At 62.1% G+C, this 24116-nt stretch carries 22 protein-coding genes; 7 read left to right on the forward strand and 15 right to left on the reverse strand.

The genetic code is table 11. The features are described 5' to 3' along the window. Positions 1-48 precede the first annotated feature (48 nt). The 4 genes from ACTHXA_RS12235 to ACTHXA_RS12250 form a co-directional block, all read right to left on the reverse strand. Positions 49-513 (reverse strand): DUF3237 domain-containing protein, encoded by a 465-nt coding sequence (locus tag ACTHXA_RS12235; RefSeq protein WP_441672759.1) that lies wholly within the window; start codon positions 511-513, stop codon positions 49-51. Positions 514-525: 12 nt separating this feature from the next. Next, the gene (locus tag ACTHXA_RS12240) at positions 526-1050 is read right to left on the reverse strand and encodes a MarR family winged helix-turn-helix transcriptional regulator (RefSeq protein WP_441672761.1); all 525 of its coding nucleotides are present in this window, start codon (positions 1048-1050) and stop codon (positions 526-528) included. A 4-nt stretch (positions 1051-1054) separates the two neighbouring features. Further along, on the reverse strand, positions 1055-2395 hold the full coding sequence (locus ACTHXA_RS12245; protein WP_441672763.1) for a flavin-dependent oxidoreductase: 1341 nt from the start codon (positions 2393-2395) through the stop codon (positions 1055-1057). A gap of 62 nt (positions 2396-2457) precedes the next feature. Further along, positions 2458-3093, reverse strand: coding sequence for a TetR/AcrR family transcriptional regulator (locus ACTHXA_RS12250; protein WP_441672765.1), 636 nt, complete (start codon positions 3091-3093; stop codon positions 2458-2460). A gap of 135 nt (positions 3094-3228) precedes the next feature. On the opposite strand from ACTHXA_RS12250, the gene ACTHXA_RS12255 reads away from it, so the two are divergent. Continuing rightward, a complete protein-coding gene (locus tag ACTHXA_RS12255) occupies positions 3229-4788 on the forward strand; it encodes an APC family permease (RefSeq protein WP_441672767.1) in 1560 nt (519 codons plus the stop codon). Continuing rightward, positions 4766-6520 (forward strand): amidohydrolase, encoded by a 1755-nt coding sequence (locus ACTHXA_RS12260; protein ID WP_441672769.1) that lies wholly within the window; start codon positions 4766-4768, stop codon positions 6518-6520. Before ACTHXA_RS12255 ends, ACTHXA_RS12260 begins: the two co-directional genes overlap by 23 nt. 77 nt (positions 6521-6597) lie before the next feature. Here ACTHXA_RS12260 and ACTHXA_RS12265 read toward each other — a convergent pair whose 3' ends face one another. Together ACTHXA_RS12265 and ACTHXA_RS12270 are read right to left on the reverse strand one after the other, a co-directional pair. After that, positions 6598-7536: a zinc-binding dehydrogenase gene (locus ACTHXA_RS12265; RefSeq protein WP_441672771.1), complete on the reverse strand. Its 939-nt coding sequence runs from the start codon at positions 7534-7536 to the stop codon at positions 6598-6600. 481 nt (positions 7537-8017) lie between these two features. After that, positions 8018-8269, reverse strand: a complete 252-nt coding sequence (locus ACTHXA_RS12270; RefSeq protein WP_441672773.1) for a hypothetical protein — start codon at positions 8267-8269, stop codon at positions 8018-8020. Between the two features lie 751 nt (positions 8270-9020). Here ACTHXA_RS12270 and ACTHXA_RS12275 point away from each other — a divergent pair. Next, entirely contained in the window at positions 9021-11327 is a 2307-nt protein-coding gene (locus ACTHXA_RS12275) for an ABC transporter substrate-binding protein/permease (RefSeq protein ID WP_441672775.1), read from the forward strand. Between the two features lie 8 nt (positions 11328-11335). Beyond that, a complete protein-coding gene (locus ACTHXA_RS12280) occupies positions 11336-12115 on the forward strand; it encodes an amino acid ABC transporter ATP-binding protein (RefSeq protein WP_441672777.1) in 780 nt (259 codons plus the stop codon). A gap of 611 nt (positions 12116-12726) precedes the next feature. Here the strand turns inward: ACTHXA_RS12280 and ACTHXA_RS12285 are convergent. Then, a complete protein-coding gene (locus ACTHXA_RS12285; RefSeq protein ID WP_441672779.1) occupies positions 12727-14118 on the reverse strand; it encodes an enterochelin esterase domain-containing protein in 1392 nt (463 codons plus the stop codon). 85 nt (positions 14119-14203) lie between these two features. On the opposite strand from ACTHXA_RS12285, the gene ACTHXA_RS12290 reads away from it, so the two are divergent. Next, positions 14204-14878 carry a class I SAM-dependent methyltransferase gene (locus ACTHXA_RS12290; RefSeq protein ID WP_441672781.1) on the forward strand — a complete coding sequence of 225 codons (675 nt, stop codon included), beginning with the start codon at positions 14204-14206 and terminating at the stop codon, positions 14876-14878. A 31-nt stretch (positions 14879-14909) separates the two neighbouring features. Here the strand turns inward: ACTHXA_RS12290 and ACTHXA_RS12295 are convergent, their stop codons facing one another. The 4 genes from ACTHXA_RS12295 to ACTHXA_RS12310 all read right to left on the reverse strand — a co-directional run bounded on the left by ACTHXA_RS12295 (position 14910) and on the right by ACTHXA_RS12310 (position 18557). Continuing rightward, a complete protein-coding gene (locus ACTHXA_RS12295) occupies positions 14910-15689 on the reverse strand; it encodes an IclR family transcriptional regulator domain-containing protein (protein ID WP_441672783.1) in 780 nt (259 codons plus the stop codon). Positions 15690-15865: 176 nt separating this feature from the next. Then, positions 15866-17035 (reverse strand): thiolase family protein, encoded by a 1170-nt coding sequence (locus ACTHXA_RS12300; protein ID WP_441672785.1) that lies wholly within the window; start codon positions 17033-17035, stop codon positions 15866-15868. Next, a complete protein-coding gene (locus ACTHXA_RS12305; RefSeq protein WP_441672787.1) occupies positions 17032-17778 on the reverse strand; it encodes a 3-oxoacid CoA-transferase subunit B in 747 nt (248 codons plus the stop codon). The genes ACTHXA_RS12300 and ACTHXA_RS12305 overlap by 4 nt, the downstream gene beginning before the upstream one ends. A 2-nt stretch (positions 17779-17780) precedes the next feature. Further along, positions 17781-18557, reverse strand: a complete 777-nt coding sequence (locus tag ACTHXA_RS12310; RefSeq protein WP_441672789.1) for a 3-oxoacid CoA-transferase subunit A — start codon at positions 18555-18557, stop codon at positions 17781-17783. A 245-nt stretch (positions 18558-18802) separates the two neighbouring features. Between ACTHXA_RS12310 and ACTHXA_RS12315 the strand changes: the two genes are divergently transcribed. Beyond that, on the forward strand, positions 18803-19279 hold the full coding sequence (locus ACTHXA_RS12315) for an SRPBCC domain-containing protein (RefSeq protein ID WP_441672791.1): 477 nt from the start codon (positions 18803-18805) through the stop codon (positions 19277-19279). Between the two features lie 21 nt (positions 19280-19300). Here the strand turns inward: ACTHXA_RS12315 and ACTHXA_RS12320 are convergent, their stop codons facing one another. Next, on the reverse strand, positions 19301-20593 hold the full coding sequence (locus tag ACTHXA_RS12320; RefSeq protein WP_441672793.1) for a diaminopimelate decarboxylase: 1293 nt from the start codon (positions 20591-20593) through the stop codon (positions 19301-19303). 3 nt (positions 20594-20596) lie between these two features. Further along, positions 20597-21853, reverse strand: a complete 1257-nt coding sequence (locus ACTHXA_RS12325; protein WP_441672794.1) for an LL-diaminopimelate aminotransferase — start codon at positions 21851-21853, stop codon at positions 20597-20599. Between the two features lie 162 nt (positions 21854-22015). On the opposite strand from ACTHXA_RS12325, the gene ACTHXA_RS12330 reads away from it, so the two are divergent. Next, positions 22016-22300, forward strand: a complete 285-nt coding sequence (locus tag ACTHXA_RS12330) for a type II toxin-antitoxin system ParD family antitoxin (protein ID WP_441672796.1) — start codon at positions 22016-22018, stop codon at positions 22298-22300. Here ACTHXA_RS12330 and ACTHXA_RS12335 read toward each other — a convergent pair. Further along, positions 22293-22901 (reverse strand): protealysin inhibitor emfourin, encoded by a 609-nt coding sequence (locus ACTHXA_RS12335; protein WP_441672798.1) that lies wholly within the window; start codon positions 22899-22901, stop codon positions 22293-22295. The genes ACTHXA_RS12330 and ACTHXA_RS12335 overlap by 8 nt on opposite strands. A 271-nt stretch (positions 22902-23172) precedes the next feature. After that, positions 23173-23634 (reverse strand): hypothetical protein, encoded by a 462-nt coding sequence (locus ACTHXA_RS12340; RefSeq protein WP_441672799.1) that lies wholly within the window; start codon positions 23632-23634, stop codon positions 23173-23175. Between the last annotated feature and the right edge of the window lie 482 nt (positions 23635-24116).

Here is a 24116-nt window from a genome sequence, read left to right on the forward strand (position 1 = left end):
GATTAAAAGCGGACACGCCCACCATCAACAACACTTACAGGACACGACCTAGTTGACGCGGTACGCCGTGTACCGAACGGCGTTGGCTTCGCGGATGCATGAGGCGACGTAGATCGCATCCTGAAGGTGTGCGAGGCGCGGTGCACTCGCTTCGATCGTGACTGCGGTGCGGAAGTAGTACTCGCTCGGGTCGACCTGTTCGCCGCGGCCGAGCGCCGCGAGTACCTCGGCGGGGCCGCTACGGACGCCAGCCACCTGGATGTAGACGAGCTCGCCATCTGCGGTACGAGCGGAGTAGCGGCCGTCGATTTCGAAGGCGCCATCGGGGCGCGCAATCTGCCAATCGGCGCCACCGGGCAACACTTCTGCGTCGATTTCGCCGGTGATTTTGCCACCGAGAATCGGGATGATGCGGCGCTTTCCGGCGCGGGTCACGCCATATTCGTCGAGCGGGCCGAGTTCGACCTCGACCTCGAAAGCGGGGGTGAGGGTGGGGATGCTTGGAGTGGTCATGCTGGAAGTTCCTTAACTGTGTTGGTTTTGGGTGCTGGGGTTCTTGCTGATGCTGCTGTCGGCGTGGGTGTTCGTTCCGGTGCTCGCGAGGCCGGTGTTGCTACCGAGGATCTCGTGGAGTTTCTCAAGCGCCGGGATCGCGGCATCGAGGGCACCGACCTCCTGTGTGCTGAGCTGCGTTGCAGACTCTTCAAGGATCGCGCTACTCGCCGCGTCGAAGCGGGCAAAAATATCGAGCGCCTGCGCCGAAGCGAGGACTTCAACGCCGCGACGATCCTGAGCGCTTTGTCGCCGAACGATCAGGCCATCGCGTTCCATGACGCGCAGGAGATTACTGATGGTGGATCGCTCCATCGACAGAGTCTTCGCGAGCTCGCCGGGGCTCGAAACCGTGCCATTCGGCAGCGCGCGAACCACCTCGATCTGTGCTTCCGACAGATCCGGTAGCCCCTCACGACGACGTGCCGCTGATAGCAGGGCCCGGCGAAGTGGCGAAATGATCGCGGCTAAGCGTGAACCATTGAGGTTGGCGCTCACGGGGCTATGCGCTCGTGGCGGATGCGGTGCCGCTGGCTGCTTGACTGCCCGCCGATGCCGATGCCGATGCCGATGCCGATGCCGATGCCGCGGTTGCCGACGCCGCCGCCGGCGGGGTAAGCGAAGACCGCGCATTGAGCGAGTCGGGGTGGAACCCGGCAGCGCGCTTGTAGTCCGCCGCGATCTGCTCGAGTTCCGCTGCCGAGATCACCTCGTGCACGTGCTCGAAACCCTCGGGAGCCCGCTCGCGCGCAATCACCATGACCCGCTCCGGACCGGTCTGTCGCGTCATTTCAAGCAGCGTCGCCGTCGCCGGGCGACGGTCGGCGTCGTAGGCAGCCAGTGCATCCTTAACCGACGACTCGGTCGCGAGCCGGAACGCGAGCGTCCGCGCATCCAGAATCGCCTGCGACCCGCCGTTCGAACCGTTCGGGTACATCGCGTGCGCGGCGTCCCCGAGGAGGGTCGTGCGGCCGAAGCTCCACTGCGGCAAGGCATTGCGGTCCACCATCGGATATTCGAGAATCTCGTCGGCCGCCGCGATCGTACTCGGCACGTCAAGCCAGTCGTATTGCCAATCGCGGAACAACTCGACAATCGGCGCCGGGTCGATCGCGCGGTTCCAGTCGGCATCGCCAGACCCGCCGACGCGCTTTTCCGCGATGAAATTCACGCGCATCCGGCCGTCTTCACCCGCGGGCTCGAGCGGATAGGCGACAAACTTCTGCTCGTCATCGCCCGCCATGATCATGGTGGCGCCATCGAGGAAAGCCGGAATCACCGCGGTGCCACGCCAAAGCGTGAGCCCGCTCCACACCGGTTCGCCGTCGTTCGGGAAGAGCTGGCGGCGCAGTGCTGAGTGGATGCCGTCGGCACCGATCAGCACGTCGCCGGTCGCCTCGACAATGCCGTCTTGTGTTTCGAAGCGTGCGGTGACGCCGGTCTCGGTCTCGGTGCGGTCGAGGAACTTGTGGCCGAGGCGCACGACGTTGCCGAGTCGCTCTTCAACCGCCTCGAGCAGGGTGAGCTGCAGTTTGCCGCGGTGCACCGAGCACTGCGGCCACTGGTATCCGGCGGCGAGTCCGCGGGGCTCACTCCAAATGTGCTGGCCCTGGCGGTTGTAGTACGAGAGCGTGCTCGGCGCGACGCCGAGCGCCGCAACCCGCGCATCGATGCCGAGCTCAGTGAGCTCGCGCATGGCGTGGGGGAGCAGGTTCAGGCCCACCCCGAGACCGCGGATCTGCGAGCTGCGTTCGTAAATCTCAATCTCGCGGAACCCCGCCGCTTCGAGGCTGAGGGCGGTAACCAAGCCGCCGATACCGGCGCCTGCGATGACAATCGTCATGTGAACTCCTCGGACTTCCTTGTCGGATGTGACTGCGTCGTCTGTTATCCACATAGTTTTGTCTATGAACTATTGCTTTGTCCAGCCCGTTCTCGTGATGCTTGCGCGCGGAGCCCGAGCATGAGCGTCTCAAGTCCCAACTTGAAGGCCGTTTCGGCGCGCTCTTCCGGGGATGCGGCGGCATCGAGTGCTTGGTGCAGCTTCGGGTTCTCGGTGGGGTTCGCGCTCCACGCGACCGCGGGCGCGGTGAGCTCGAGTGCGGAACCGATCGAGAAGGAGTCGATCAGGCTCACCGCCGAAAGCACATTCGCGGGCCGAAAGCCGCCCTCGAGCAGCGCATCCGCCATTGCCTCGTAAATTTCGAGCACGTCGGGATGCTGCACGGTCGTCGCCGAGAGCAGTGGCGCGAGTTTCGGATGCCGGGCAAAGTTCGCGCGATACAGGCGGATGATCTGCTCAATGCGGTGATCCCACGGGGCAGTGAGGTCGATTTGCTCGAGATCGCCTTCGCCGATGTGTGCGCGCAAGAGTTCGATGAGCTCGGCGCGGCTGCCGACGTGATGGTGTACCGAAGACTGGCTTACCCCGAGCTTCCGCGCGATCTTCGGGAACGAGAAATCGCCATCTTTGTCGATGATCTCCAGCGTGGCCGTCACGATCTTCGCGACCGACAAGAGCGGGGTTCCTGGCCTGGCCATACGGCCTCCTCACAAAGTGTGACGCGTTCGCTTGCGCGATTTCCTTGCTCACACCATACTTAATCGAAAGCCTTTCGAATAGTTGATCCCAGTGTGGGGATCCCGAACAAACCTCCAACGATGGAAGTAGCGCACATGACCTCTTCACCGCCGCAAGGCAACTCGACCTCGAATCCCGGGTACGCATCCACCGCCGACGCGTCGTCGACCGCACTGGCGGGCGCACCGGCTGCCACCGGCTCGACCAAACCGGCTGGCGGGCCCGGCACCGAAACCACCGGGCTCAAGCAGAACGCGCTCGGCACCTCGGGCATCGTCTTCTTCGTGCTCTCGGCCGCCGCACCGCTGTCGGTCATGGCCGGCATCGCACCACTCGGCATCGCCGTTGCCGGGAACGCCGCCCCGCTCGGCTACCTCACCGCGGGCATCGTGCTCATCCTCTTCGCCGTGGGATTCATGGCGATGGCGAAGCACGTGCGCGTGGAAGGCGGGTTCTACACGTACATCACCCGTGCACTCGGTCGCACGACCGGACTCGTCTCTGCGGTGCTGTCGGTGGTCGCGTATAACATGATCCAAATCGGTATTTACGGGCTCTTCGCGATCCAGCTGCAGAGCTTCATCGCGAATATGACCGGCTTCGAAATGCACTGGGCCATCTACGCGGTCCTCATGATCGGGCTCGTGTACGTGCTCGGTTATCGAGGCGTGGATGTTGGCGCGAAGGTGCTCGCCGTGATCATCTCGGCCGAGGTGCTCATCCTGCTCATCGTCGCACTCGCGGTGCTCTTCCAAGGTGGCGCCGCGGGCATCGAATTCTCGTCCTTCGCACCCGCGAACCTCTTCAACCCCGGAACGCTCGCGATCATGGGAGTCTGCTTCGGCGCCTTCGTGGGCTTCGAATCCACCGTGCTCTATCGCTCGGAAGCAAAGAACCCCGGCCGCACCATCCCGCGTGCGACCTACATCTCGGTCATCTTCCTCGGCGTGTTCTACGCCTTCGTCACCTGGACCATCGTGCTCGCCTTCGGTTCCGCCGACGTCCAAGCGATGGCGGGAGAGAACATCACCGACCTCTTCTTCATCGCGGCCAGCGAATACGTTGGACCGTGGTCGGGCATCGTGATGTCGGTGCTGCTGCTCTTGAGCCTCTACGCGATGCAGATCGCCTTCCACAACGCGATCAACCGCTACACCTTCATGCTCGCGCAGGATGGCGTGCTGCCGCGATACTTCGGCGTCGCGCACCCCAAGCACGGATCGCCCCACCGCGCCGGCGCGGCGCAGTCGATCTTCGCGGTGCTCGTCGTGGTCGGTTTCGCACTCGCGGGCGCGGATCCGTACGCGAATCTCATGATCTGGCTCAACGCGCCGGGCGTCATCGGGATCATCGCGCTGCAAGCCTTCGTGTCGCTCGCCGCCGTGGTCTACCTCCTGCGGAATCGCTCCGCGAACACGAACCCGTGGGTCGTGCCGATCGCAACCGTGGCGACACTGCTGCTGTTCGGCGCCGTCTACCTCACCCTCACCAATATGGACCTCATGACCGGCGCGACCGGCATGCTCAACGTCGTGCTCGTGCTGATCATCCCGGCGGTATTCGTGCTCGGCGTGCTGTACGCGCTGTTCTTGCGGAAGTTCCGCCCCGCCATCTACGAAAGGATCGGCACCGATGCCTCAGCACACGCACTCTAGTGAGATGGATGCGCGGGTCGCCGGCACCGAGCTCGCGCCGGATGTGGTGTACCGCGCGCGGGCAGTACGGACCGGGGCGGTTGGTGACGGCGCCGGCGCGGATGCGACCAATGCGGCAGGCACAGACGCTGCAACCGCGACTGCATCCGAAACCGCAACCGCGTCCGACGCCGCAACCGCAGTCGCGGTGCGCGACGGCAAAGTGCTCGCGCTTGGCGGAGAAGCCGAGGTCCAAACCTGGTGGGATGCGGGAGCGAAGGTCGTCGACCTCGGTTCGACCGTGATCGTCCCCGGCTTGATTGACTCACACATCCACCCGGTCATGGGCGCGAAGTTTGCCGTGGGCGTCGATCTGGCGACCTGCAAAGACGTGGCTGATGTCGCATCCCGAATCGCCGAAGAAGCGGCGCGCACCCCTGCCGGCGAATGGGTGCGCGGATGGGGACTCGACCCCACGGTCTTCGACGGCGAGTCACCCTCGGGCGAGGCTTTGACCCGCGCGGTACCTGACCGGCCCGTATTTGTGCGGATGTTTGACGCACATTCGGCGCTCGTGAATCAAGTGGCGCTCGATGCCGCGCAGATCACCGAACCGATTCGGTACCCGAGCGGGGGACAGGTCGCCGCGGGCTCGGACGGGCGGCCGAATGGCTGGCTCGTCGAAATCGACGCGATCGACCTCGTGATGCACGCCATGCCGGCCGAACCTCTCGAGCGAGACGCCGAACGCACCCTCGAGGTGCTGCGCGGAATGGCGCGAAGCGGACTCACCGGCGGCGTCGTCATGGACATGAACGAGAACGCAGAGGAGATCCTGCACGAAATCGAACGTGCCGCGGACTTGCCGATGTGGTTGCACGGCAATCCGTGGTGCGTGCCCGACACCGACGAGTCGGACTGGGCGGCGCTTGCTTCGCGAATCGGCAACGGCGGACGGCGCTGGCAGATCGCGGGTATCAAGTTCTTCCTCGACGGCACAATCGACAACGGCACATCCTGGCTCGCGTCGCCCGACTCGCAAGGGGAATCGACGCACTCCGCGTGGACCGACCCGGAGCAGTATTCGGCGGCCCTACGCTATTTCTCGAGCCGCGGCATCCCGACATTCACGCATGCGATCGGTGACGAAGCCGTACGTCACGTTGCCGAGGCGATTGTGGCGCTGCCCGTTGCTGAGCGGAAGTTGCACCGGATCGAGCACCTCGAGGCGGTGCCGCTCGAAACTGTTGAATTCATCGGCAAACACGGCCTCAATGTGAGCATGCAGCCCACGCATTGCACGCACTTTGTGCGCGCCGACCGCACCGACAATTGGTCGCGCCGACTCGGCGATGAGCGTGTGAACTGGGGCTGGCGCCTCGCCGATATGAAGCGCGCCGGCGCGGTGCTGTCGCTCGGCTCTGACTGGCCGATCGCACCGCACGAACCGCTTCACATCATGGCGGATGCGCGGCTAGGGTATCGCAACGATGCGCCGGATGAGGGGGCCGTGCTTGCCGAACAGACGCTTGACGGGGATGCGGTGCTTGACGGCTATACGCGTATCGCCGCCGAGTCAGCGGGGTATTCGGATCGTGGCGTGCTTCGCGCCGGTGCGCGGGCGGACTTCACGGTGCTGAGTGGCGATCCGAGTGCCGCTGCACCTGAAGAAGTCGCTGACATCCAGGTTGTGGGCACGGTGCTGGAAGGTTCGCCGGTATTCCCGCTGGTCCAGGAGAGCGCCCGCCGCTGATCCTTGTTGAACGAAATTGCCTCGCATCCAGATCAGGATGCGAGGCAATTTTCGGCCTGCGGGTGCGGGCTGGTTGGTTAGTCCGCAACCTTCGCTACGAGTCGGCCATTAGCTGTGCCGTCCTGGAGCATCTGCACGCCTTCGGCGATCTGCTCGAAGTCGATCTCGGTGAGCACGGGGTTCACATCGCCGGTAGCGAGCCACTTCATGACGCCGGCGATGTCTTCCTTCGAACCACCGTTGGAACCGATCAGCGAAACCTTTCCGAGGATCAGGGCGTTGGTGCTGATGGTCGCTTCAAGCTTGCCCATACCGACCTGGACGACCACGCCTTCGCGGCGGACTGTTTCAATCGCGGCGGCTGTGGTGGTGCCGAAGCCTGCGTAGTCGATGATGACGTCGAGTTCGTCTTCCTTGAACTCGCTGATGTCCTTCGCAACCTTGACGGCACCGGCTTCCTTCGCCCGGTCCCACACTGCTTCGTTGATCTCAGCGACGTAGACCTCTGCGCCTTCGAGGTGAGCGATGCGCGCACCAATTTGGCCGAGGCCACCGAAGCCGATGATGCCAACCTTCTGGCCTGACTTGACACCACCAGCGGTGAGCGCGCCTACGGAGGTCATTCCAGCATCCGTTGCGGCAGCGGCCTGTGCGAAGGAAACACCCTCGGGGATGCGCACGAGCGCTTCGGCGCTGACTTCAGTTCGCTCTTCCCAGCCGCCGTTGATGCCGTAGCCGAGTGGGCCGATCATTGGCCAGACCGCGACCTTGTCGCCGACTTGCCAGTCGGTGACGCCCTCGCCAACCTCGCTGATCACGCCAGCGGTCTCGTGCCCGGGCACGACCGGTGTGTTCATAATCGCGAGCCAGGTCTCGTCCTCGGTGATGCCGACGTCTGAGTGGCACAGGCCTGCGGCCTTGACGTCCACCACGACGTTGCCGGGGCCAGCGGTCGGCTCCGGGATATCGGTGCGCTCAAATGGCTGGTGGGTGGTGTGAAACATCCATGCCTTCATTGAAAACTCCTCCAATTGCGACTACCCGAGCGGTGTCTCGAGTCCTTCCAATCTATGATCCGCAGGTGTCGTGAACTTCTGCGCTTCTGCGTTCCTGCGCTTCCGTGCGCTGGCGCATCCGCATACCGGTACACCGCCCTATCCATGCACCGCCCCATCCATGCACCCGCGGCAAAAAATCCCGATTGGGGTCTGAGGTGAGAAGAAGTCCCCTAATAATCAGACATCGTCGCTTCCTGCGCCCCAATCGGTAGAAACGCACGTATTTCCAGCCGAAGAAATGGCTGGGCACGGCGCTTGGGCCGGTGCTTGGGCCGGTGCTTGGGCCGGTGCTTGGAGAGAAAGGCGGTGCATCCGCTGAACAATGGAAATCTTGGTCACGAATGAGTGGTTTGGGTTTAACCCTGTAGACGCGTGACCAAGTTTTAATGGGGCGATCCTCCGACTCGTACAACCGCCGTGGCGGCTCAATCGGTCATAGTTAGGCAGCAGGCCGGAAGCGTTTCAGAGCCCCTTGACGCGTCATCCCGAGCACTTCGCCAATTGCCTGCCAGGTCTGGCCACTCTCGCGGGCGGCCGCAACTGCGGCATCAAGATCGCTTTCGGCTGCTTTTACCCGAAGGCTTGCCGCCGCGACCGCGGCGAGTGCGGGACCAGCTGTGAAGACGGGGTCAGGCCCGTCTCCATCGTTGCTATTTTCGATCTCGTTGAGCAGTTCTTCGTCAGGGCGCAAGTCCTCACCTGTTTCTGTAAAATCTGGATCTTGCTTTCATCGCATGAAAGATCTGGCCATTGGAGTTGACAGCCACTTCAAGTATCTGCCCATTCCTGGAAGGGTCGACAACCATCTGATAGTCATCGAAGTAGTGCACGAATACTGCGTTATTGACTGCGTGAAAGATGTCGGAATCGGTGACGCCGTGCTTTCGTGCACTGTCTTTGACCTCCACAGTAGTAATGCTAGTAGCACCTAATCTTTTGGCAACTGCAGTTACCAAAGTCACGGGGAAAAAATGGGGTCTGGGGTGGATAGATGTCCTCCAATAGGCCGACATCGTTCTTCCCTGCACCCCAATCGGCAGAAGTGCCGCGTTTCAGCGGTCGTTGGCGAGCTGGAAGTGTGGAGAGCTGGGAAACGACCGAAGCACGGGTGGCGAAAATCCCAATTGGGGTTTGAGGCGAGCAGATGTCCTCTAATAAACCGACATCGTTCTTCCCTGCGCCCCAATCGGTAGATGTGTCTGTGTCTGTGTCCCCTTCGGTGGCTGTGTCTGCTGCATCATGCGACGGTGTCATAGTGATAATCTCCGCAACGCATTGACGCGACCCACCGCATCCACTCGCATAACAATTCGACCCGCAATCGGGAACGCACCCCTGATCGGGCGAGGGAAATGCTGCCAGGCACGTACATTAAAGATCTGTGCCTCATTAAGCACTCTGAAAGAAGTCAGCAAAAGGTCAGCGACGACTAGAGGAATCCCATGGCATTCATATCCCAATCTGCGAATTGGTGGCGGGCAAACAGAGCGACGCTCCTATCGAGCTTCGCAGTCCTGCTCATCCTATTGCTCACGATCGGAGGTGCGACTGGAGCGGCCAAGGCCCTGGCGGGATCGTCCGAGAATGAATCATCGGCGGCGAGCGCCGTTGAGGGCGAAACCTTCACGATCGCCACCGACACGACCTGGGCACCCTTCGAATTCGAGCGCGACGGTGAGTTGCGCGGAATCGACATCGACCTCATCAACGCCGTGGCCGAAGACCAGGGCTTCAGCGTCCAAATCGACGTCCTCGGGTTTGATGGCGCCCTTGCCGCGGTCCAGGCCGGACAAGCCGACGCCGTAATGGCGGGCATGTCCATCACCGAAGAGCGAAAAGAAATCTTCGATTTCTCGAATCCTTACTTTGATTCGGGAATTCAGATGGCCGTCGCCACCGACGACGAATCCATCCAGTCTTATGCCGACCTCGCGGGCCTGACCGTCTCCGCGAAAACCGGTACCGAGGGCTACGCCTTTGCGGAATCCCTCGCGGAAGAACACGGCTTCACCGTCACCGGTTTCCAGGATGCGGCAGACGCCTACTCCGACGTCACCTCGGGTGGTTCGGTCGCGGTCTTCGATGACTATCCGATCCTTGCGTACGGTATCGCGACCGGCAACGTCGACCTGAAAACAGTCACCCCGCAAGAAAAGGCGTCGAGCTACGGCATGGGCGTCAAGAAGGGCGAGAATGCCGAACTGCGCGAGGCATTCAACGAGGGCCTCGCGAACCTCATTGAGGACGGCACCTACCAGGCGATCCTCGACGACTACCTCGGTGAAGACTCCCCAGAAGCCGGCACCATCGGTAACGGACAGGCAGCACTCGGCAACAACCAGCTCGAGCCGGGTGAGCCCGGCTCGCTGCCCGAGAACGAGAACTTCGCCACCGACACTCCGGTCGAAAACGGCTCGTTCATCATCGCAACCGACACCACGTTCGCGCCCTTCGTCTTCCAAGAAGGCGGGAACAACGTCGGTATCGACATGGACCTCATCCAGGCCATCGCCGCGAACCAAGGCTTCGAAATCGAGATTCAAACCCTCGGATTCGACGCCGCGCTGCAAGCAGTACAGTCCGGACAGGCCAACGGCGTAATCGCCGGAATGGGTATCACCGAAGAACGCAAGGAAGTCTTCGACTACTCCGACCCGTACTTCGAATCGGGCACCCAGATGGCCGTCGCTGTGGAGAGCGATATCGCCGGCTACGAAGACCTCGAGGGCGAAACCGTCGCGGTGAAGACCGGCACCACCGGGTATGAATTCGCCGAGTCGATCGCAGACGAATACGGCTTCGAAATCAATGCGTTCCAAGACTCCGCAGACATGTACAACGACGTGTCTGCAGGGAACTCGGCCGCAACCTTTGAAGACTCGCCGGTGCTCCAGTACGGCATCGCATCCGGGAACGTGCCGCTTAAGCTCGTGACCGAACCCGAGCCCGGTTCCGACTACGGATTCGCCGTAAACAAGGGCGAGAACGCGGAACTGCTCGAAATGTTCAACGCGGGCCTCGCGAACGCGCAGGAGTCGGGCGCCTACCAGCAGATCCTCGACCGCTACCTCGCGATCGAAGACGAAGAGGGAGGCGGCACATCCTTCTTCGACCTCGTGGTGACGGCCTTCCCGTCGCTCATGTACGGTCTTGGGCTGACGCTGCTCGCGACCGGGCTCTCGCTCGTGTTCGCGATGATCCTCGGTATTCTCTTCGGCATCATGAAGCTCTCGGGGAACATCCTTCTCCGCGGGCTCGCGGGTGCCTACGTGAATATCTTCCGCGGCACGCCAGTGCTGGTGCAGGCGTTCTTCTTCTACTTCGGTGTTCCGGCAATCACCGGTCAACCGCTGGATGCGCTCACCGCCGGTGTGATTACACTCTCGCTCAACGCCGGTGCGTACATCACTGAGATCGTTCGCGGTGGCGTGCAATCGGTGGACCCGGGGCAGATGGAAGCCTCGCGCTCGCTCGGTATGAGCTGGGGCTCATCCATGAACAAGGTCGTGATGCCGCAGGCGTTCAAGATCATGACCCCCAACCTCATCAACCAGCTCATCATTACCCTGAAGGACACCTCGCTCCTGTCAGTCCTCGGCTTCGCCGAACTGACCTACCAGGGCCGCATCGTCATCGCATCCACATTCCGGTCCTTCGAGATCTGGCTCGTGGTTGGTGCGATCTACTTCATCGTGATCTACCTGCTGACGCTGCTCTCCAACTGGTTCGACCGCAAGTTCAATAAGTAGGGATCACAATGACAACCAATGAATCCGTATTTACCGAGCCGGTAAAAGTGACTGACGGCGACCCGATCGTCGTGAACGACCTCTACAAGAGCTTCGGTAGCAACGAGGTGCTCAAGGGCATCGACATGCGAGTCAAGAACGGCGAAGTCGTAGCGGTGATCGGGCCATCCGGTTCCGGTAAATCCACGCTGCTTCGTTGCCTCAATCGGCTCGAGGATGTGACCAAGGGCGAGGTCTTTATCGTCGGCGAAAACATCGCCACGGCAAAGGGCAAGACGCTCGACAAGGTTCGACAGCGCGTGGGCATGGTGTTCCAGCACTTCAACCTCTTCCCGCACAAGACCGCGCTCGAGAACGTGACGCTTGCACCGCGCGAGACCGGGAAGCTCGGTGGTGCCGAGGCGAAGAAGCGCGGTAAGGAACTGCTTGAGCGTGTGGGCCTCGGCGACAAAGTTGAGCAGCGTCCCGCGCAGCTTTCCGGTGGACAGAAGCAGCGCGTGGCGATTGCCCGGGCGCTCGCGATGAGCCCTGAGATCATGCTCTTCGACGAGGCCACCTCGGCGCTCGACCCCGAGATGGTGGGGGAGGTGCTGCAGGTGATCCGTGACCTGGCCGCATCCGGCATGACCATGGTGCTCGTGACGCACGAGATGGGCTTCGCGCGCGAGGTCGCCGACCGCGTGGTGTTCATGGCGGAAGGCAAGGTCGTTGAGACCGGGCCGCCCGCGCAGCTCTTCGACAACCCGAAGGAACCTAGGACGCAGGACTTCCTGTCGAAAGTGCTGTAGCGGGGGAAGCGGGGCGGTCCGGGGTGGGGCCCATCCCGCCATTGCCACCTGAGCCTGCCGCGGTTACCACCCGAAGAGCGGGGTACCACCGGAGCACTTCCGCGTTACCACCGAGAGAGCGGTTTACCGCTTTCCAGAAAGTAGTAAACCGCTTTTTCGGTGGTACGCGGAATCTCGCTGCACGCGTACATCGTCCCAGCCGGTGCGATTGCTTCGGGCACGACGCTTACGATCCGCCGACGCGCGCGAAGCAAAGCACGCAAATATCCCACCCGCGACGCAACGTCGCTAAAGGCACTCGGCCCCGCATCCTGTTCTGGATGCGGGGCCGAGCGCCGTTTCCGAGTCGCTGCGTTACGTAGATTCAGTTTGCGTCGAAGTAGCGAGGATGCCGCTGGAAGGGCGGTTTGGACCTGCAGTTTTGTCCTGCGGCCGTGGCCGGTCGTCGAAATCCCTATTGGGGTCTGAGGACGCGTTATGTCCCCTTATTGCCGGACATCGACCTGAATTTCACCCCACTCGGTACATCCACTTCACCCCAATCGGTATATGTGCACCGGCACGAGGTGATGCTCGCGGCAAGATAACCGCCCCAACCGAAGTTTCGCGAGCTAACCAGGCGAGGCCTCGCCACAGCGGCGCACGATGGCTTCCGGCAGCGTGCGCCGCCACCATGCCTCATCGTGGCCGCCGGTGACGAGGTCGTGCGGCGTTTCGACGAGGCTCCCCAATCCGCGCAGAAATTCCCGACCGTGCAGCACCGAATCCGTGAGCAGCCACTCGGTGCGTCCTACCTGGACCACGCACGGTGCCGAAGCTCCCGCAGCACCAAGCTCCGTGAACCACTGGCCGGCACCTCGCTCGAGCGGCGCATCCGACGGCCACCACAAGGAAGGTGACTGCGCGACCGCGCCGTGAACCACATCCGGAAACCGCACCGCGCCGAGCATCGCAAACAAGCCGCCGAGACTCTGACCAACGAGGATCCATCGCGCATCCCACTTGGGCTCTACAACCCGAAGCGAATCGCGAGCGAGACCCAGGATGCGAGCTTGCGCATCCGGATCGGCGGTGTAGTCGCGTTGGCGCGCGGCGGTCCCGCCTGAGGGAAGAAACACGAGGTGGAGCGGTGGGCAGTCGTCGCGGGCGCTTAGCGATTGGGCGAGGAGATCATCGCGCAACCACACTTCGCCGTCGCACAGCAGTACAGCGGTGCTGTCTGCATCCGCATCCGGGTGTGAGCGGATCACGACTTCGACTTCGGCACCGCTGTTTGGCAGTGTCACCGTCGAGTATGAAGCCGGCCAGCACTCGATCGAGGCGGTCGCGGGCGGCTGGGGCGCGTCTTCGAGAACGAGGAGGGACTGTCCCGTCTTCGGCAGGAGTTTGTAGGGGGTCGTGAGCGGATTCAACGCGTCGAGTTGCACGGCGTCAGGATGCCTCAGTAGGTCTCGGATGCGCAGGCGGCCCGCGGACGGATCGAGGGATGTCGGTGGGGTGAGATAGAAATAGGAGCAGATCCAGTCCGAGGGCATTTCGAGCGAAAGTGTGGCGAGGTCAGTGCCGGGGATCGGCGTGAGCTTGCCCTCGGTCGGGGCGAAGTTGTCGGTGAGTTTATTGGCTTGGAGGTATACGCGATCGGCGGCGGGTCCGCGGTAGATGAAGGTGACGATGCGGTGAGAGGAGGAGGCTGCTGGTTCGACGAGCGGGGTGCCGCCCTGCGCGGTGAGGCGTGCGATGAACTGGTCGGTGATACGGAGGCGTTCAGAGTCCGCGTAGGCGTCTGCGCCCGAGTCTGGGCCTGGGCCTGAGCCGCGATCGGTATCGGCATTGGCATCAGCGTCTGGCCAGGCTTGGCTTCGAGCTCGGTCGAGCCGCGCAAGCTGCTCGGTGAGCTCGCGAATCGTGGGGGACTGCGTCACCGGGAGCGGCCACGGCCGCGGGGCATGCGGCGGAGCATTGCGAGGATCCTGTGCGGGATCGGTTCCGGGATGGGCGCTCATACCCGGTAAGGGTACCGGGTGGCGCTCAGAAGGAGGGCGGCGGAGTCATGAGCGTTGAAGAGCATCGATGCGTGATACTGGATGAATGACCGTTCCACTTGGCCCCGCATCCCACACCCCCGAATCCGGCGCCGGACCGAAAGAAAACGTCTGGCTCGCCGCGGTCCGAAACAACCCCGATCACGCGAAGAATTACGCGCAACGTTGGCGCAATTTCGCGGACATGGGCCGCGACATTTACGGCGAGGCGCGGCTGATCGATGCGATGGCCGAGCGCGGCAGCAGGATCCTCGATGCCGGATGCGGCACCGGGCGAATCGGCGGTTGGCTCTCGGAACGCGGACACGAAGTCGTCGGCGTTGATCTCGACGAATACCTCATCTCGGTGGCGCGCGAGGACTATCCGCAGGCCGAATGGGAGGTTGGCAATCTCGCACGGCTCGCCCTCGACGATGAAACGGGCGACCTGCGCGAATTCGACCTCATTGTGTCCGCGGGCAATGTGATGACCTTCCTGGCCGAGGACGAGCGCCTCCCAGCACTCGAGCGGATGCGCGGCCACCTCGCCCCGACGGGTCGCCTCGTCGTCGGCTTCGGGGCCGGCCGCGGCTACAACTTCGTTGACTTCGCCGCCGACGCCTACCGAGCGGGGCTCGAACTCGAACAGCACTACTCCACCTGGCAACTGCATCCACCCGCCGATGACTTCATCGTCGCGGTTCTCGGGGCGATTCCGGTTCCGCCGGAGCAGGACGAGTAGCGGGCAGCTGAGCGCTCGAGCAGTCCCGCTGCTACATCAGCGCCAGATCCCGCTCAATACCCGCGGCGGTCTCGAGCGCGCGGGGAAGATACACCTCGCGCATGTGATCAACGGAGTCGCGGCTGGCGGTCGTCGAAATATTGACCGCCGCGGCCACGGCGCCGTCCTTGCTGCGCACCGGCACGGCCAGTGACCGGAGTCCTTCCTCCAGCTCGCCATCCACAATGGCCCAACCCTGCGATCGAACCCGCGCAAGCACGGCGACCAGCGCATCCACCTCGGTCACCGTCCCCGAGGTAAAGGACTTGAGCGAGCCCGCCTCGAGACGAGACCGCGCATCCGTCTCGGGGAGTGCCGCGAGCAGCACACGACCCATGCTCGTGGCGTGCGCGGGGAAGCTCGTGCCGATTGTGATGCTGATCGACATGATCCGGCGGGTCGGGACGCGGGCCACGTAGACGATATTGCGGTCGTCGAGCACAGCCGCGGAGACCGATTCGCCGACCTCCCGCGAGAGCCGCTCGAGATGCGGCTGCATTACTTCGGGCAGGCTGAGCGCCGAAAGATAGCTGAATCCAAGCTCGAGCACGCGTGGCGTAAGCGCAAACTGGCGGCCGCTTGCGCGCACGTAACCGAGCGACTCGAGCGTGTAGAGAAATCGGCGGGCGGATGCGGGGGAGATATCCGCGCGCTTGGCGACTTCGCTCAAACTCTGCTCGGGGTGCTCGTCGTCGAAGGTCTGAATGACAGTCAAGCCGCGTGCGAGCGACTGCACGAAGTCGCTCGCACGCGGGTCGGTTGGCTCACTCATGCGATTGACCATAGCGGTTGAGGCTAGCGCGATGTGGTTGCCCCGCGCTGCGGATATCCAGCTGGTTCGGGGACTCGAAGCAGCTTTCCGAAGCGTGGTTGTACCTCGCTGCGCAGAACAGCTGGTTCGGAGACTCGAACCAGCCTCCCGAAGCGAGACATCCAGGCGCCGCAACGTCAGCGCTCGAGCACCACCGCGAGACCCTGTCCGACACCGATGCAGATCGCGGCGACGGCGATTCCGGATCCGCGGCGCTTGAGTTCCTGTGCCGCATGGCCGATGATCCGCCCACCGGAGGCGCCGAGCGGGTGTCCGATTGCGAGCGCGCCGCCGTGGATGTTCACGCTCTCGGGATCAAGGTCGGGCCACCCTTGGATGCACGCGAGGCTTTGCGAGGCGAAGGCCTCGTTGAGTTCGACAAAGTCGACATCGGCCCAGGTTTTGCCAGCCCTGGTGAGTGCCTTGTTCGCGGCTTCGATCGGCGCAATCGGAAACTGATCGGGATCCACGCCGTGCGCGCCGCGACCGATGACGCGCGCGAGCGGTTCGCCAAGATCGAGGTTTTCGCGACCCAGCAGCACCGCGGAAGCGCCGTCATTGATCGAAGAAGAATTGCCGGCGGTCACGGAACCGTCCTTCGCGAACAGGGCTTTCAAGCCCGCGAGCTTTTCGACCGAGGTGCCATCGCGGATGCCTTCGTCGCGCGCCAGCTCATGGCCTTCGACCTGTACGATCTCGGCGTCGTACATCCCCTCGGCCCACGCGCGGGCCGCGAGCTCGTGCGACCGAACCGCGAATGCATCCTGAGCCTCGCGAGAAATATCCCACTCGCTCGCGATCTTTTCGGCACTCTCGCCATTCGAGATGGTCCAATTCTTCGGCAGTGCCGGATTCGTCATCCGCCACCCAATCGAGGTGTTCCACATCGTCTGATTCCCGGTCGCGGGCCACGGCTTGCGTGACTTCTCGACGACGAAGGGCGCGCGGCTCATCGACTCGACACCGCCCGCGAGGATGATCTCCGCATCCCCAGATTCGATTGCGCGCGAACCCTGAATAACCGCCTCGACCGAGGAAGCGCACAGGCGGTTCACGGTCGTGCCGGTCACCGAGGTCGGGAACCCCGCGAGGAGCGCGCCGAAGCGGGCGACGTTACGGTTGTCTTCGCCAGCCTGATTTGCGTCGCCGAAGATGACGTCTTCAATGCGGGCGGGGTCGAGGCCCGTGCGCTCAACGATTGCGCGCAACACGGTCGCGGCGAGGTCGTCGGGGCGCACCGCTGAGAGCGCGCCCGCCGCCTTGCCGAACGGGGTACGGACGGCGTCATAGATCACGGTCTTGGTCATTCGGCTACTCCTGGGGTCGCGGGTGCTGCTGTTGTGGATGCTGGCGCTGCTGCCGATGTCGATTCGGCTGCCGAAGGAGACGCATCGGTCGCGTCGAGGAGCTCGAGCCCAGTGATCTCACGCAGCAGCTCGACGGTGTTGCCACCGAACGCCTCACGGACTGAGAAGCCCTCCGGAGTGACGTCAAAAATCGCGTGATCGGTGTACACCCGCTTGACCGTGCCGACCCCAGTAAGGGGGAAGGAGCATTCGCGCACAAGCTTCGACTCGCCCGTTTTCGTGAGCAGGTCGGTCATGACATAGACCTCTTTCGCGCCAATCGCGAGATCCATCGCGCCGCCAACGGCGGGAATCGCGCCGGGTGCACCGGTAGACCAGTTCGCGAGGTCGCCTGATTCAGAGACCTGAAACGCACCGAGTACGCACACATCGAGATGGCCGCCGCGCATCATCCCGAAGGAATCGGCGTGGTGGAAAAAGGACGCACCGGTCACTGCGGTCACGGGCTGTTTTCCGGCGTTGATGAGGTCCGGGTCTATGTGGCCGGCTTCGGGCGCGGCACCCATTCCGAGCATCCCGTTTTCGGTATGCAGGATGATTTCGCGGTCGCTCGGCATCGCATCGGCCACCAGTGTCGGTGCGCCGATACCGAGGTTGACGATCGACCCCTCCGGGATGTCCTGGGCAATACGCGCGGCAAGCTCCTGCCGACTGATTCGTGTTGCGGCGGTGGTGGTGCTCATGGCTAGTGCTCCTTCTGCGTTGCGAGCGGCTGCTTGGATTCATCAGGCGCGGCGTCGAGCGGACGGCCTTCAATATCGACACCGCCGATGAATTCACCCTCGCGCAGCCACTCGCGTTCGCCAACGGCCACGACCCGGTCGATGAACAGCCCTGGAGTGACGACACGCTCCGGATCGAGGTCACCGAGTTCCACGATGCTGTCGACCTGCGCAATCGTGGTGCTTGCGGCGGTGGCCATGATCGGGCCAAAGTTTCGGGCGGTTTCGCGGTAAACGAGGTTGCCCCAGCGGTCAGCGGCCAGGGCATTGATCAGTGCGAAATCGGCTTTGATCGGGTATTCAAGGATGAACTGCCGACCGTCGATCTCGCGGGATTCCTTATTTTCGGCGAGGGGAGTGCCGACTCCGGTCGGGGTGAAGAAGCCGCCGATTCCCGCTCCGGCGGCACGGATGCGTTCGGCGAGATTGCCTTGCGGCACGAGTTCGAGCTCGATCTTGCCCGCGCGATACAGCTCATCGAAGACGTAGGAGTCCGACTGCCGTGGGAAAGAGCAGATGATCTTGCGAACGCGTCCCTTTGCGAGGAGGGCCGCGAGTCCGATATCGCCGTTGCCGGCATTGTTGTTGACGATCGTGAGATTGCCCGCGCCCTGCTCGATGAGCGCGTCGATGAGTTCGACAGGCTGCCCAGCTCGACCGAAGCCGCCGATCATCACCGTCGCGCCATCCGGAATGCCAGCCACCGCATCCTCAACCGTCCGAACGACTTTGTTGATCATGGGTTCCTCCATTGTCTGCTGGAAACGTCTTAGCGAATCCGTGTCCGGCGACGCGCCCCTCACCGATCACGCTTAAATTCGCATAGAGAAAACTACTTCGTTAAGCGAAAGTATAGCCGTGGATTTGTGATGAAGGCAATGGCCAGCCGTGTCCCACGGTTCGGTGGAAAAATCTGTCGCTCAAGGGCGGCCAGGGGCGATGCAGCTCGATGGGTGCCGCAAGAACCCCTGGTTAGACTGTCCGCATGCGTGAATCTCGGCGTGGCCGAACCGACCGAGCAAGCCTCCTCATCCACTGCGATGGGCCGACTGTGTTCTCCGCACTTTCGCTCCCCGAAGCGCTCGCCCAGTGGCTGCCGCCCACAGGGATGCGCGGTCACTTCGAGCACTACGACTTCCGCGAGGGCGGTTCCTTCCGAATGGTCTTGACCTACGAAGACGCGAAGAATGCGCCAGGCAAGTCATCGGCGGACGCGGATATCTCGCAGGGCCGGTTCGTGGACATTGGCCCGGGGGAACTCATTGTTCAGGAAATCGAGTTTGAATCCGATGATCCGGCATTCCACGGCACGATGACCATGGAATGGAGCCTCTACGGCATCGACGAGGGCACGATCGTGCAGATCATCGCGCGTAACGTGCCCGAAGGCATCGGTGCCGCCGATCACGCAGCAGGACTCACATCCTCACTCGCAAATCTGGCTGCGTACCTAGAGGGCTAAAACGCCGGCATTCACGAGCACTTAGCTCGCGAAGAGCGGGTCACGCTCGACCTGACCGATCTGCTCGCTGACACCAAGGCCGGCGACAGTCGCAAAGTAATCGCGTGGGGTTTCGGCTCGGCGGATGAGTTGGGTTGAGCCATCTTCCTCGAGCAGCACCTCGGCGGATCGCAGCTTCCCGTTGTAATTGTGTCCCATTGAGTGGCCGTGTGCGCCGGCGTCGTGGATCACGATGAGGTCGCCGAGTTCGACGGGTGGCAGTGGTCGATCAATCGCGAATTTGTCATTGTTCTCGCACAGGGCGCCGGTGACGTCGTAGACCTCCGTGGCCGACGCATCTTCCCGACCCGCAACGGTGATGTGGTGGTAGGCGCCGTACATGGAAGGCCGCATGAGGTTGGAGGCAGAGGCATCGAGCCCGATGTAGTGCTTGTGGATGTTCTTCTCGTGAATGGCGGTGGCCACGAGCCATCCGTTTGGGCCGGTGATGAAGCGCCCGAGTTCGGTGACGACTGCGACGTCTCCGAGGCCCGAGGGTGCAATCGTTTCGCGATAGGCACGCTCAACTTCACGTCCGATCCAGGCGAGATCCGCGCGCGGTTCACCGGGTTCATAGCCAATGCCGATGCCACCGGACAGGTTCACGAGGAAAAAGTCGGCATCGCAGGTCTCGTGGAGCTCAACCGCGAGTTCAAACAGCATCCGCGCGATCGCTGGATAGTAGTCGCTGTCCGTAGTGTTCGAGGACAGGAAGGTGTGGAGACCGAATTCGCGGACGCCGAGTTCCTTGAGGCGACGTACAGCCTCCGGCATCTGCTCCGGGGTCATTCCGAACTTGGCTTCCGCCGGATTCCCCATCACCTTGGTCCCGATTGAGAAATCACCACCGGGGTTATAGCGCAGCGAGATGCGTTCCGGGATGCCGCCGTGCTCCTTGAGGAAGTCAATGTGTGAGATGTCATCGAGGTTGATGATGACGTCGAGCTCGCGGGCGAGTTCGAAGTCCTCGGCGGGCGTCACATTGGAGGAGAACATGATCTCGTCCCCGCGGAAACCGACCTCGTGAGCGAGGAGAAGTTCGGTGTACGAGGCGCAATCAACCCCGCAGCCGAGGTCTTTCAGCAGTCGCAGGATGCTTGGATTCGGCGTTGCTTTGACGGCAAAGTATTCGGTGAATCCCGGATTCCATGCGAAGGCGTCCTGCAGCTCGCGAACATTGTCGCGGATGCCCTTGGCATCGTAGAGGTGGAACGGCGTGGGCACCTGCTCGGCAATTGCGCGCAGAGTTTCGAGTGAGGGTGATTGACGTGGCATCGGTCAGCTTTCCGATCGAACGAGGACTGGGGAGGAGTCGGTGCGGCCCAGCGCGGGGATGAGGGTGGTGAGGCGCGCGACGGCCTCGAGGGTGTCTTCGTGCGAGCCAAATGCGCTCAGGCGGAAGTGATCCGCGCCTGCCGGGCCGAAACCCACACCCGGTGTCCCGACGACTTGAATTTCGGCGAGGAGGCGGTCGAAGAACTCCCACGAGTCGAGGCCGCCGGGGCAGCGGAACCACACGTACGGAGCGTTGCGGCCACCGACCGCTGCCACACCGCTGGCGTTCAGCGCCTCGCGAATGAGCCCGGCATTGCGCATGTAGTAGTCGATGTCCGCCTGCACCTGCTCACGGCCCTCCGGGCTGTAGATTGCCTCGGCGGCGCGCTGCACGATGTACGGGGTGCCGTTAAATTTGGTCGCGTGTCGGCGACTCCACATGGCGTGGAGTGACGCGCCCTCACGCCGAAGCGCCTTTGGAACAACGGTCCATGAACAGCGCAGTCCGGTGAAGCCCGCGGTCTTCGAGAAGGAACCAAACTCGATCGCGACTTCTTCAGCACCCTCGATTTCGTAGATCGATCGGGGCGCTGAGTCATCCGTGATGAATGCGCGGTATGCGGCATCGAAGAGGATGACGGCGTCGTTCTCGCGCGCCCAAGTCACCCACTGTTCGAGGTCGCTTCGCGAAAGTGACGTACCGGTCGGATTATTCGGTGAGCAGAGATACACGAGATCTACGGGTGCTTCTGGAAGCGAGGGGCGGTAACCGTTCGACTCGATGCAGTCGAGGTATGTCAAACGGGACCATTTCCCACCCACGAACTCGCCGAGGCGTCCCGCCAGTGCGTTGGAATCGACGTACACCGGATAGACCGGATCGCTCACCGCGACCCGCGCATCCGCGTCGAACAACTCTTGAACGCCCGCGGTATCTGTCTTGGAGCCATCGCCGACAAACACTTCTTCCGCCGTGATTGCCGTGCCGATGGGTGCGTATTCCCCCGCGATGATGGCATCACGGAGAAAGGCGTATCCCTGCTCGGGGCCGTATCCGCGGAACGTGGCATCGCTTGCCTGTTCCTGAACTGCATCCTGGAGCGCCTCGACCACGGCGGGCGCCAGCGGTCGCGTCACGTCGCCGATTCCGAGGCGCAGGATGCGTTGGTCGGGATTCGCGTCTTGAAACGTGCGGACGCGTGTGGCGACTTCGGAGAAGAGATACGACGGCGGGATATTCCCGTAGTGCGGGTTGATCATGCAGAGACTCCATGTGGGTGACGAAAACACCAGTGTCTACTACCAGTTGCCAAATGTCAACCCAGGGTGGAATTTTGGTGTCGATTTACTCCTATCCGGAATGCGGGTGATCGGGTGTTTGTATCCAGGAAGTTGGCATATTCTGCCAACGAGGTGATTTCGATGGCAACGAGAAACGTAGTGCTTAGTCAGCACCAGCATGAATTCGTCGAGGAAATGGTCCGATCGGGGCGCTACCAAAACGCGAGCGAGGTCTTGCGGGATGGACTGCGCCTAATAGAGCGTCGTGAGCTCGAGGACGCAGCAAAACTCGCTGCGCTCCGTGACGCCGCAGACAAGGGCTGGAAGGACATAGACAACGGGCACTTTGCGGATGTCGAGCCTGAGAACTTGGAGGAATTCATTGCTCAGCTTGGTTCGGAAGGTGCCCGAATGTCAGCTAATTGATGGCATCAACGTTTGGGAAGAGCGAAGGTGCGCGGTTGTACGCCCAACTCATGAGTTCATTCATCGCTTCAGTGTCTTCGATTTCGAAGCCGTCTCCGCGAACAACTTCGTGGTTGCGTTTGCCGACGGCGATCCAGAGTCGGTACACGTAGCCGTCGTGAATCACTGGTGCTGAACCGAGATTCTCCACCTCGAAGAAATTTGCCTTATCAATGAGATCGCGAAGCTCTGCTTCTTCGGCGTCGGTGAGCTGGGTGCTGTCGGTTTCGTAGGAGCTGGTTCGTCCGCCGATTCCGCCTGAAATCGTGTAGCGCAGCCGCAACTCGGTGTCCATGTACGGGTCACTGCGCCGCGCGACGCGAACATTGCCCCGTTGGTCGGCGTGATAGATCAAGCCGCCTACCATCCGGATGCGGTAGCCGGGGGTGAGGACTTCGGCGCAAGCTTCGCCTTCGCTGGGCGCGCCCAGACAGGAATCTGGCCACTCTTTCGCTTCGATATGCTCGACAGTGATTTCGTCAGCAGGCTTATCCAGCACACTGCTTGCATCCTCGAGGGCTTTGGTCAGGGCAACGACGAGTGGATGGGCTGAAGTGTTCATGAGATCTTCCTCACCGACGCAGTTGAGAGCTTGCCCGAAGCATAGTCCCGGGTCAGCCAGCAATTCGGGTTCCGACGAAACTCACACGAAAGCCCCACGTGGGGATCAGATTGGCGCGATCGGAGATGAGCCGAGCGTTCATCGGGGGTCGCATTTCACTTGCTGACCTTCGTGACGAACTCGCGTCATGAACTACGAGGTTGAGTTCACTTCGGGTGGTTTCGCGATGCCGATCTGGTGTTCTCGGATAAAGGCGCGAGCCAACTGACCATTAGCGTCCACGAATATCGATCTGTTCGAAAAATGTTCCAGGGCCTTCGCCCCACGCGTATATGTAAAAGGTTCCAGGCCCGCCTGCACCATCGATAAGGTCGCTGATATGAAATTCGAGGGGTTCATCGGCAGGGGCGACGGTTATCCCTGGTCCCGGTGTTTCGTCGAGCGAGTCATAAAACGTCTGCAATTCTGCTGCGCCTTGATCACTCTCGATAAGAAGCACTCCCAGGTATTGCATCCCATTGCCGCTACCGGTGAGTTTGGCCGCCTTCGACATCGAGTCGATTAGCTCGGCACCCTCAGGAAGATCGAGTTCCAAGAGTTGAGTCTCGACATCACGCGCGGATGCATCGTTGACGCTTGTGATAAACATAGGCACCCCGATTACGGCGACAACAATGATCGCGAGCACGATCCATCCACCGCTCAAGGGTTTTCGGCTCTTTGATTCACTCATATTCACCCGTCCTCACTCGTCTAGGCAGTCCTCGGCTGCTGCGTTCACAGGCATACGGGAGCCTTTTCGGGCATCCACCTTGCTTGAGGAGCTCGACGACCAAGGTCAGGTCATTGCGCGCACTCTACCTGAGGGTATCCGTGCCGCGGATTACACGGCTGATCTCAACTCGTTGTCCGCGAATCTGACCGAGCCGACTCGATGCGGAGCCCAGTTCCAGCCGCACAACGTCTTCGCTACCTACGAGAACGCAGTTTACCTACGCCCCTCAGCGGTCAGTACCTACGAGAATGAGGTTTACTTATCTCTGGAAATAGGTAAACCTCATTCTCGTAGGTACGAATGTTGGGTCGGGGACGTGAGTTGGGGACGTGAGTTGGGGTCGGAGCTGCGCGTCGGGCTCGTAGGTACGAATATTGGGTTGGGTTGGGTTGGGTTGGGTTGGGGTGGGGTGGGGTGCGAATAGAGGTTTCGTGTGCGAA

This window comes from Gulosibacter sp., from assembly GCF_052090685.1.
GTDB lineage: Bacteria > Actinomycetota > Actinomycetes > Actinomycetales > Microbacteriaceae > Gulosibacter.

Coding starts and splice junctions, on each gene's coding strand:
- ACTHXA_RS12280 (WP_441672777.1), top strand. CDS start 11,336: ATGACAACCAATGAATCCGTATTTACCGAGCCGGTAAAAGTGACTGAC.
- ACTHXA_RS12315 (WP_441672791.1), top strand. CDS start 18,803: ATGCGTGAATCTCGGCGTGGCCGAACCGACCGAGCAAGCCTCCTCATC.
- ACTHXA_RS12235 (WP_441672759.1), bottom strand. CDS start 513: ATGACCACTCCAAGCATCCCCACCCTCACCCCCGCTTTCGAGGTCGAG.
- ACTHXA_RS12275 (WP_441672775.1), top strand. CDS start 9,021: ATGGCATTCATATCCCAATCTGCGAATTGGTGGCGGGCAAACAGAGCG.
- ACTHXA_RS12325 (WP_441672794.1), bottom strand. CDS start 21,853: ATGATCAACCCGCACTACGGGAATATCCCGCCGTCGTATCTCTTCTCC.
- ACTHXA_RS12305 (WP_441672787.1), bottom strand. CDS start 17,778: ATGAGCACCACCACCGCCGCAACACGAATCAGTCGGCAGGAGCTTGCC.
- ACTHXA_RS12260 (WP_441672769.1), top strand. CDS start 4,766: ATGCCTCAGCACACGCACTCTAGTGAGATGGATGCGCGGGTCGCCGGC.
- ACTHXA_RS12330 (WP_441672796.1), top strand. CDS start 22,016: ATGGCAACGAGAAACGTAGTGCTTAGTCAGCACCAGCATGAATTCGTC.
- ACTHXA_RS12245 (WP_441672763.1), bottom strand. CDS start 2,395: ATGACGATTGTCATCGCAGGCGCCGGTATCGGCGGCTTGGTTACCGCC.
- ACTHXA_RS12320 (WP_441672793.1), bottom strand. CDS start 20,593: ATGCCACGTCAATCACCCTCACTCGAAACTCTGCGCGCAATTGCCGAG.
- ACTHXA_RS12290 (WP_441672781.1), top strand. CDS start 14,204: ATGACCGTTCCACTTGGCCCCGCATCCCACACCCCCGAATCCGGCGCC.
- ACTHXA_RS12285 (WP_441672779.1), bottom strand. CDS start 14,118: ATGAGCGCCCATCCCGGAACCGATCCCGCACAGGATCCTCGCAATGCT.
- ACTHXA_RS12265 (WP_441672771.1), bottom strand. CDS start 7,536: ATGAAGGCATGGATGTTTCACACCACCCACCAGCCATTTGAGCGCACC.
- ACTHXA_RS12340 (WP_441672799.1), bottom strand. CDS start 23,634: ATGAGTGAATCAAAGAGCCGAAAACCCTTGAGCGGTGGATGGATCGTG.
- ACTHXA_RS12310 (WP_441672789.1), bottom strand. CDS start 18,557: ATGATCAACAAAGTCGTTCGGACGGTTGAGGATGCGGTGGCTGGCATT.
- ACTHXA_RS12250 (WP_441672765.1), bottom strand. CDS start 3,093: ATGGCCAGGCCAGGAACCCCGCTCTTGTCGGTCGCGAAGATCGTGACG.
- ACTHXA_RS12300 (WP_441672785.1), bottom strand. CDS start 17,035: ATGACCAAGACCGTGATCTATGACGCCGTCCGTACCCCGTTCGGCAAG.
- ACTHXA_RS12295 (WP_441672783.1), bottom strand. CDS start 15,689: ATGAGTGAGCCAACCGACCCGCGTGCGAGCGACTTCGTGCAGTCGCTC.
- ACTHXA_RS12255 (WP_441672767.1), top strand. CDS start 3,229: ATGACCTCTTCACCGCCGCAAGGCAACTCGACCTCGAATCCCGGGTAC.
- ACTHXA_RS12335 (WP_441672798.1), bottom strand. CDS start 22,901: ATGAACACTTCAGCCCATCCACTCGTCGTTGCCCTGACCAAAGCCCTC.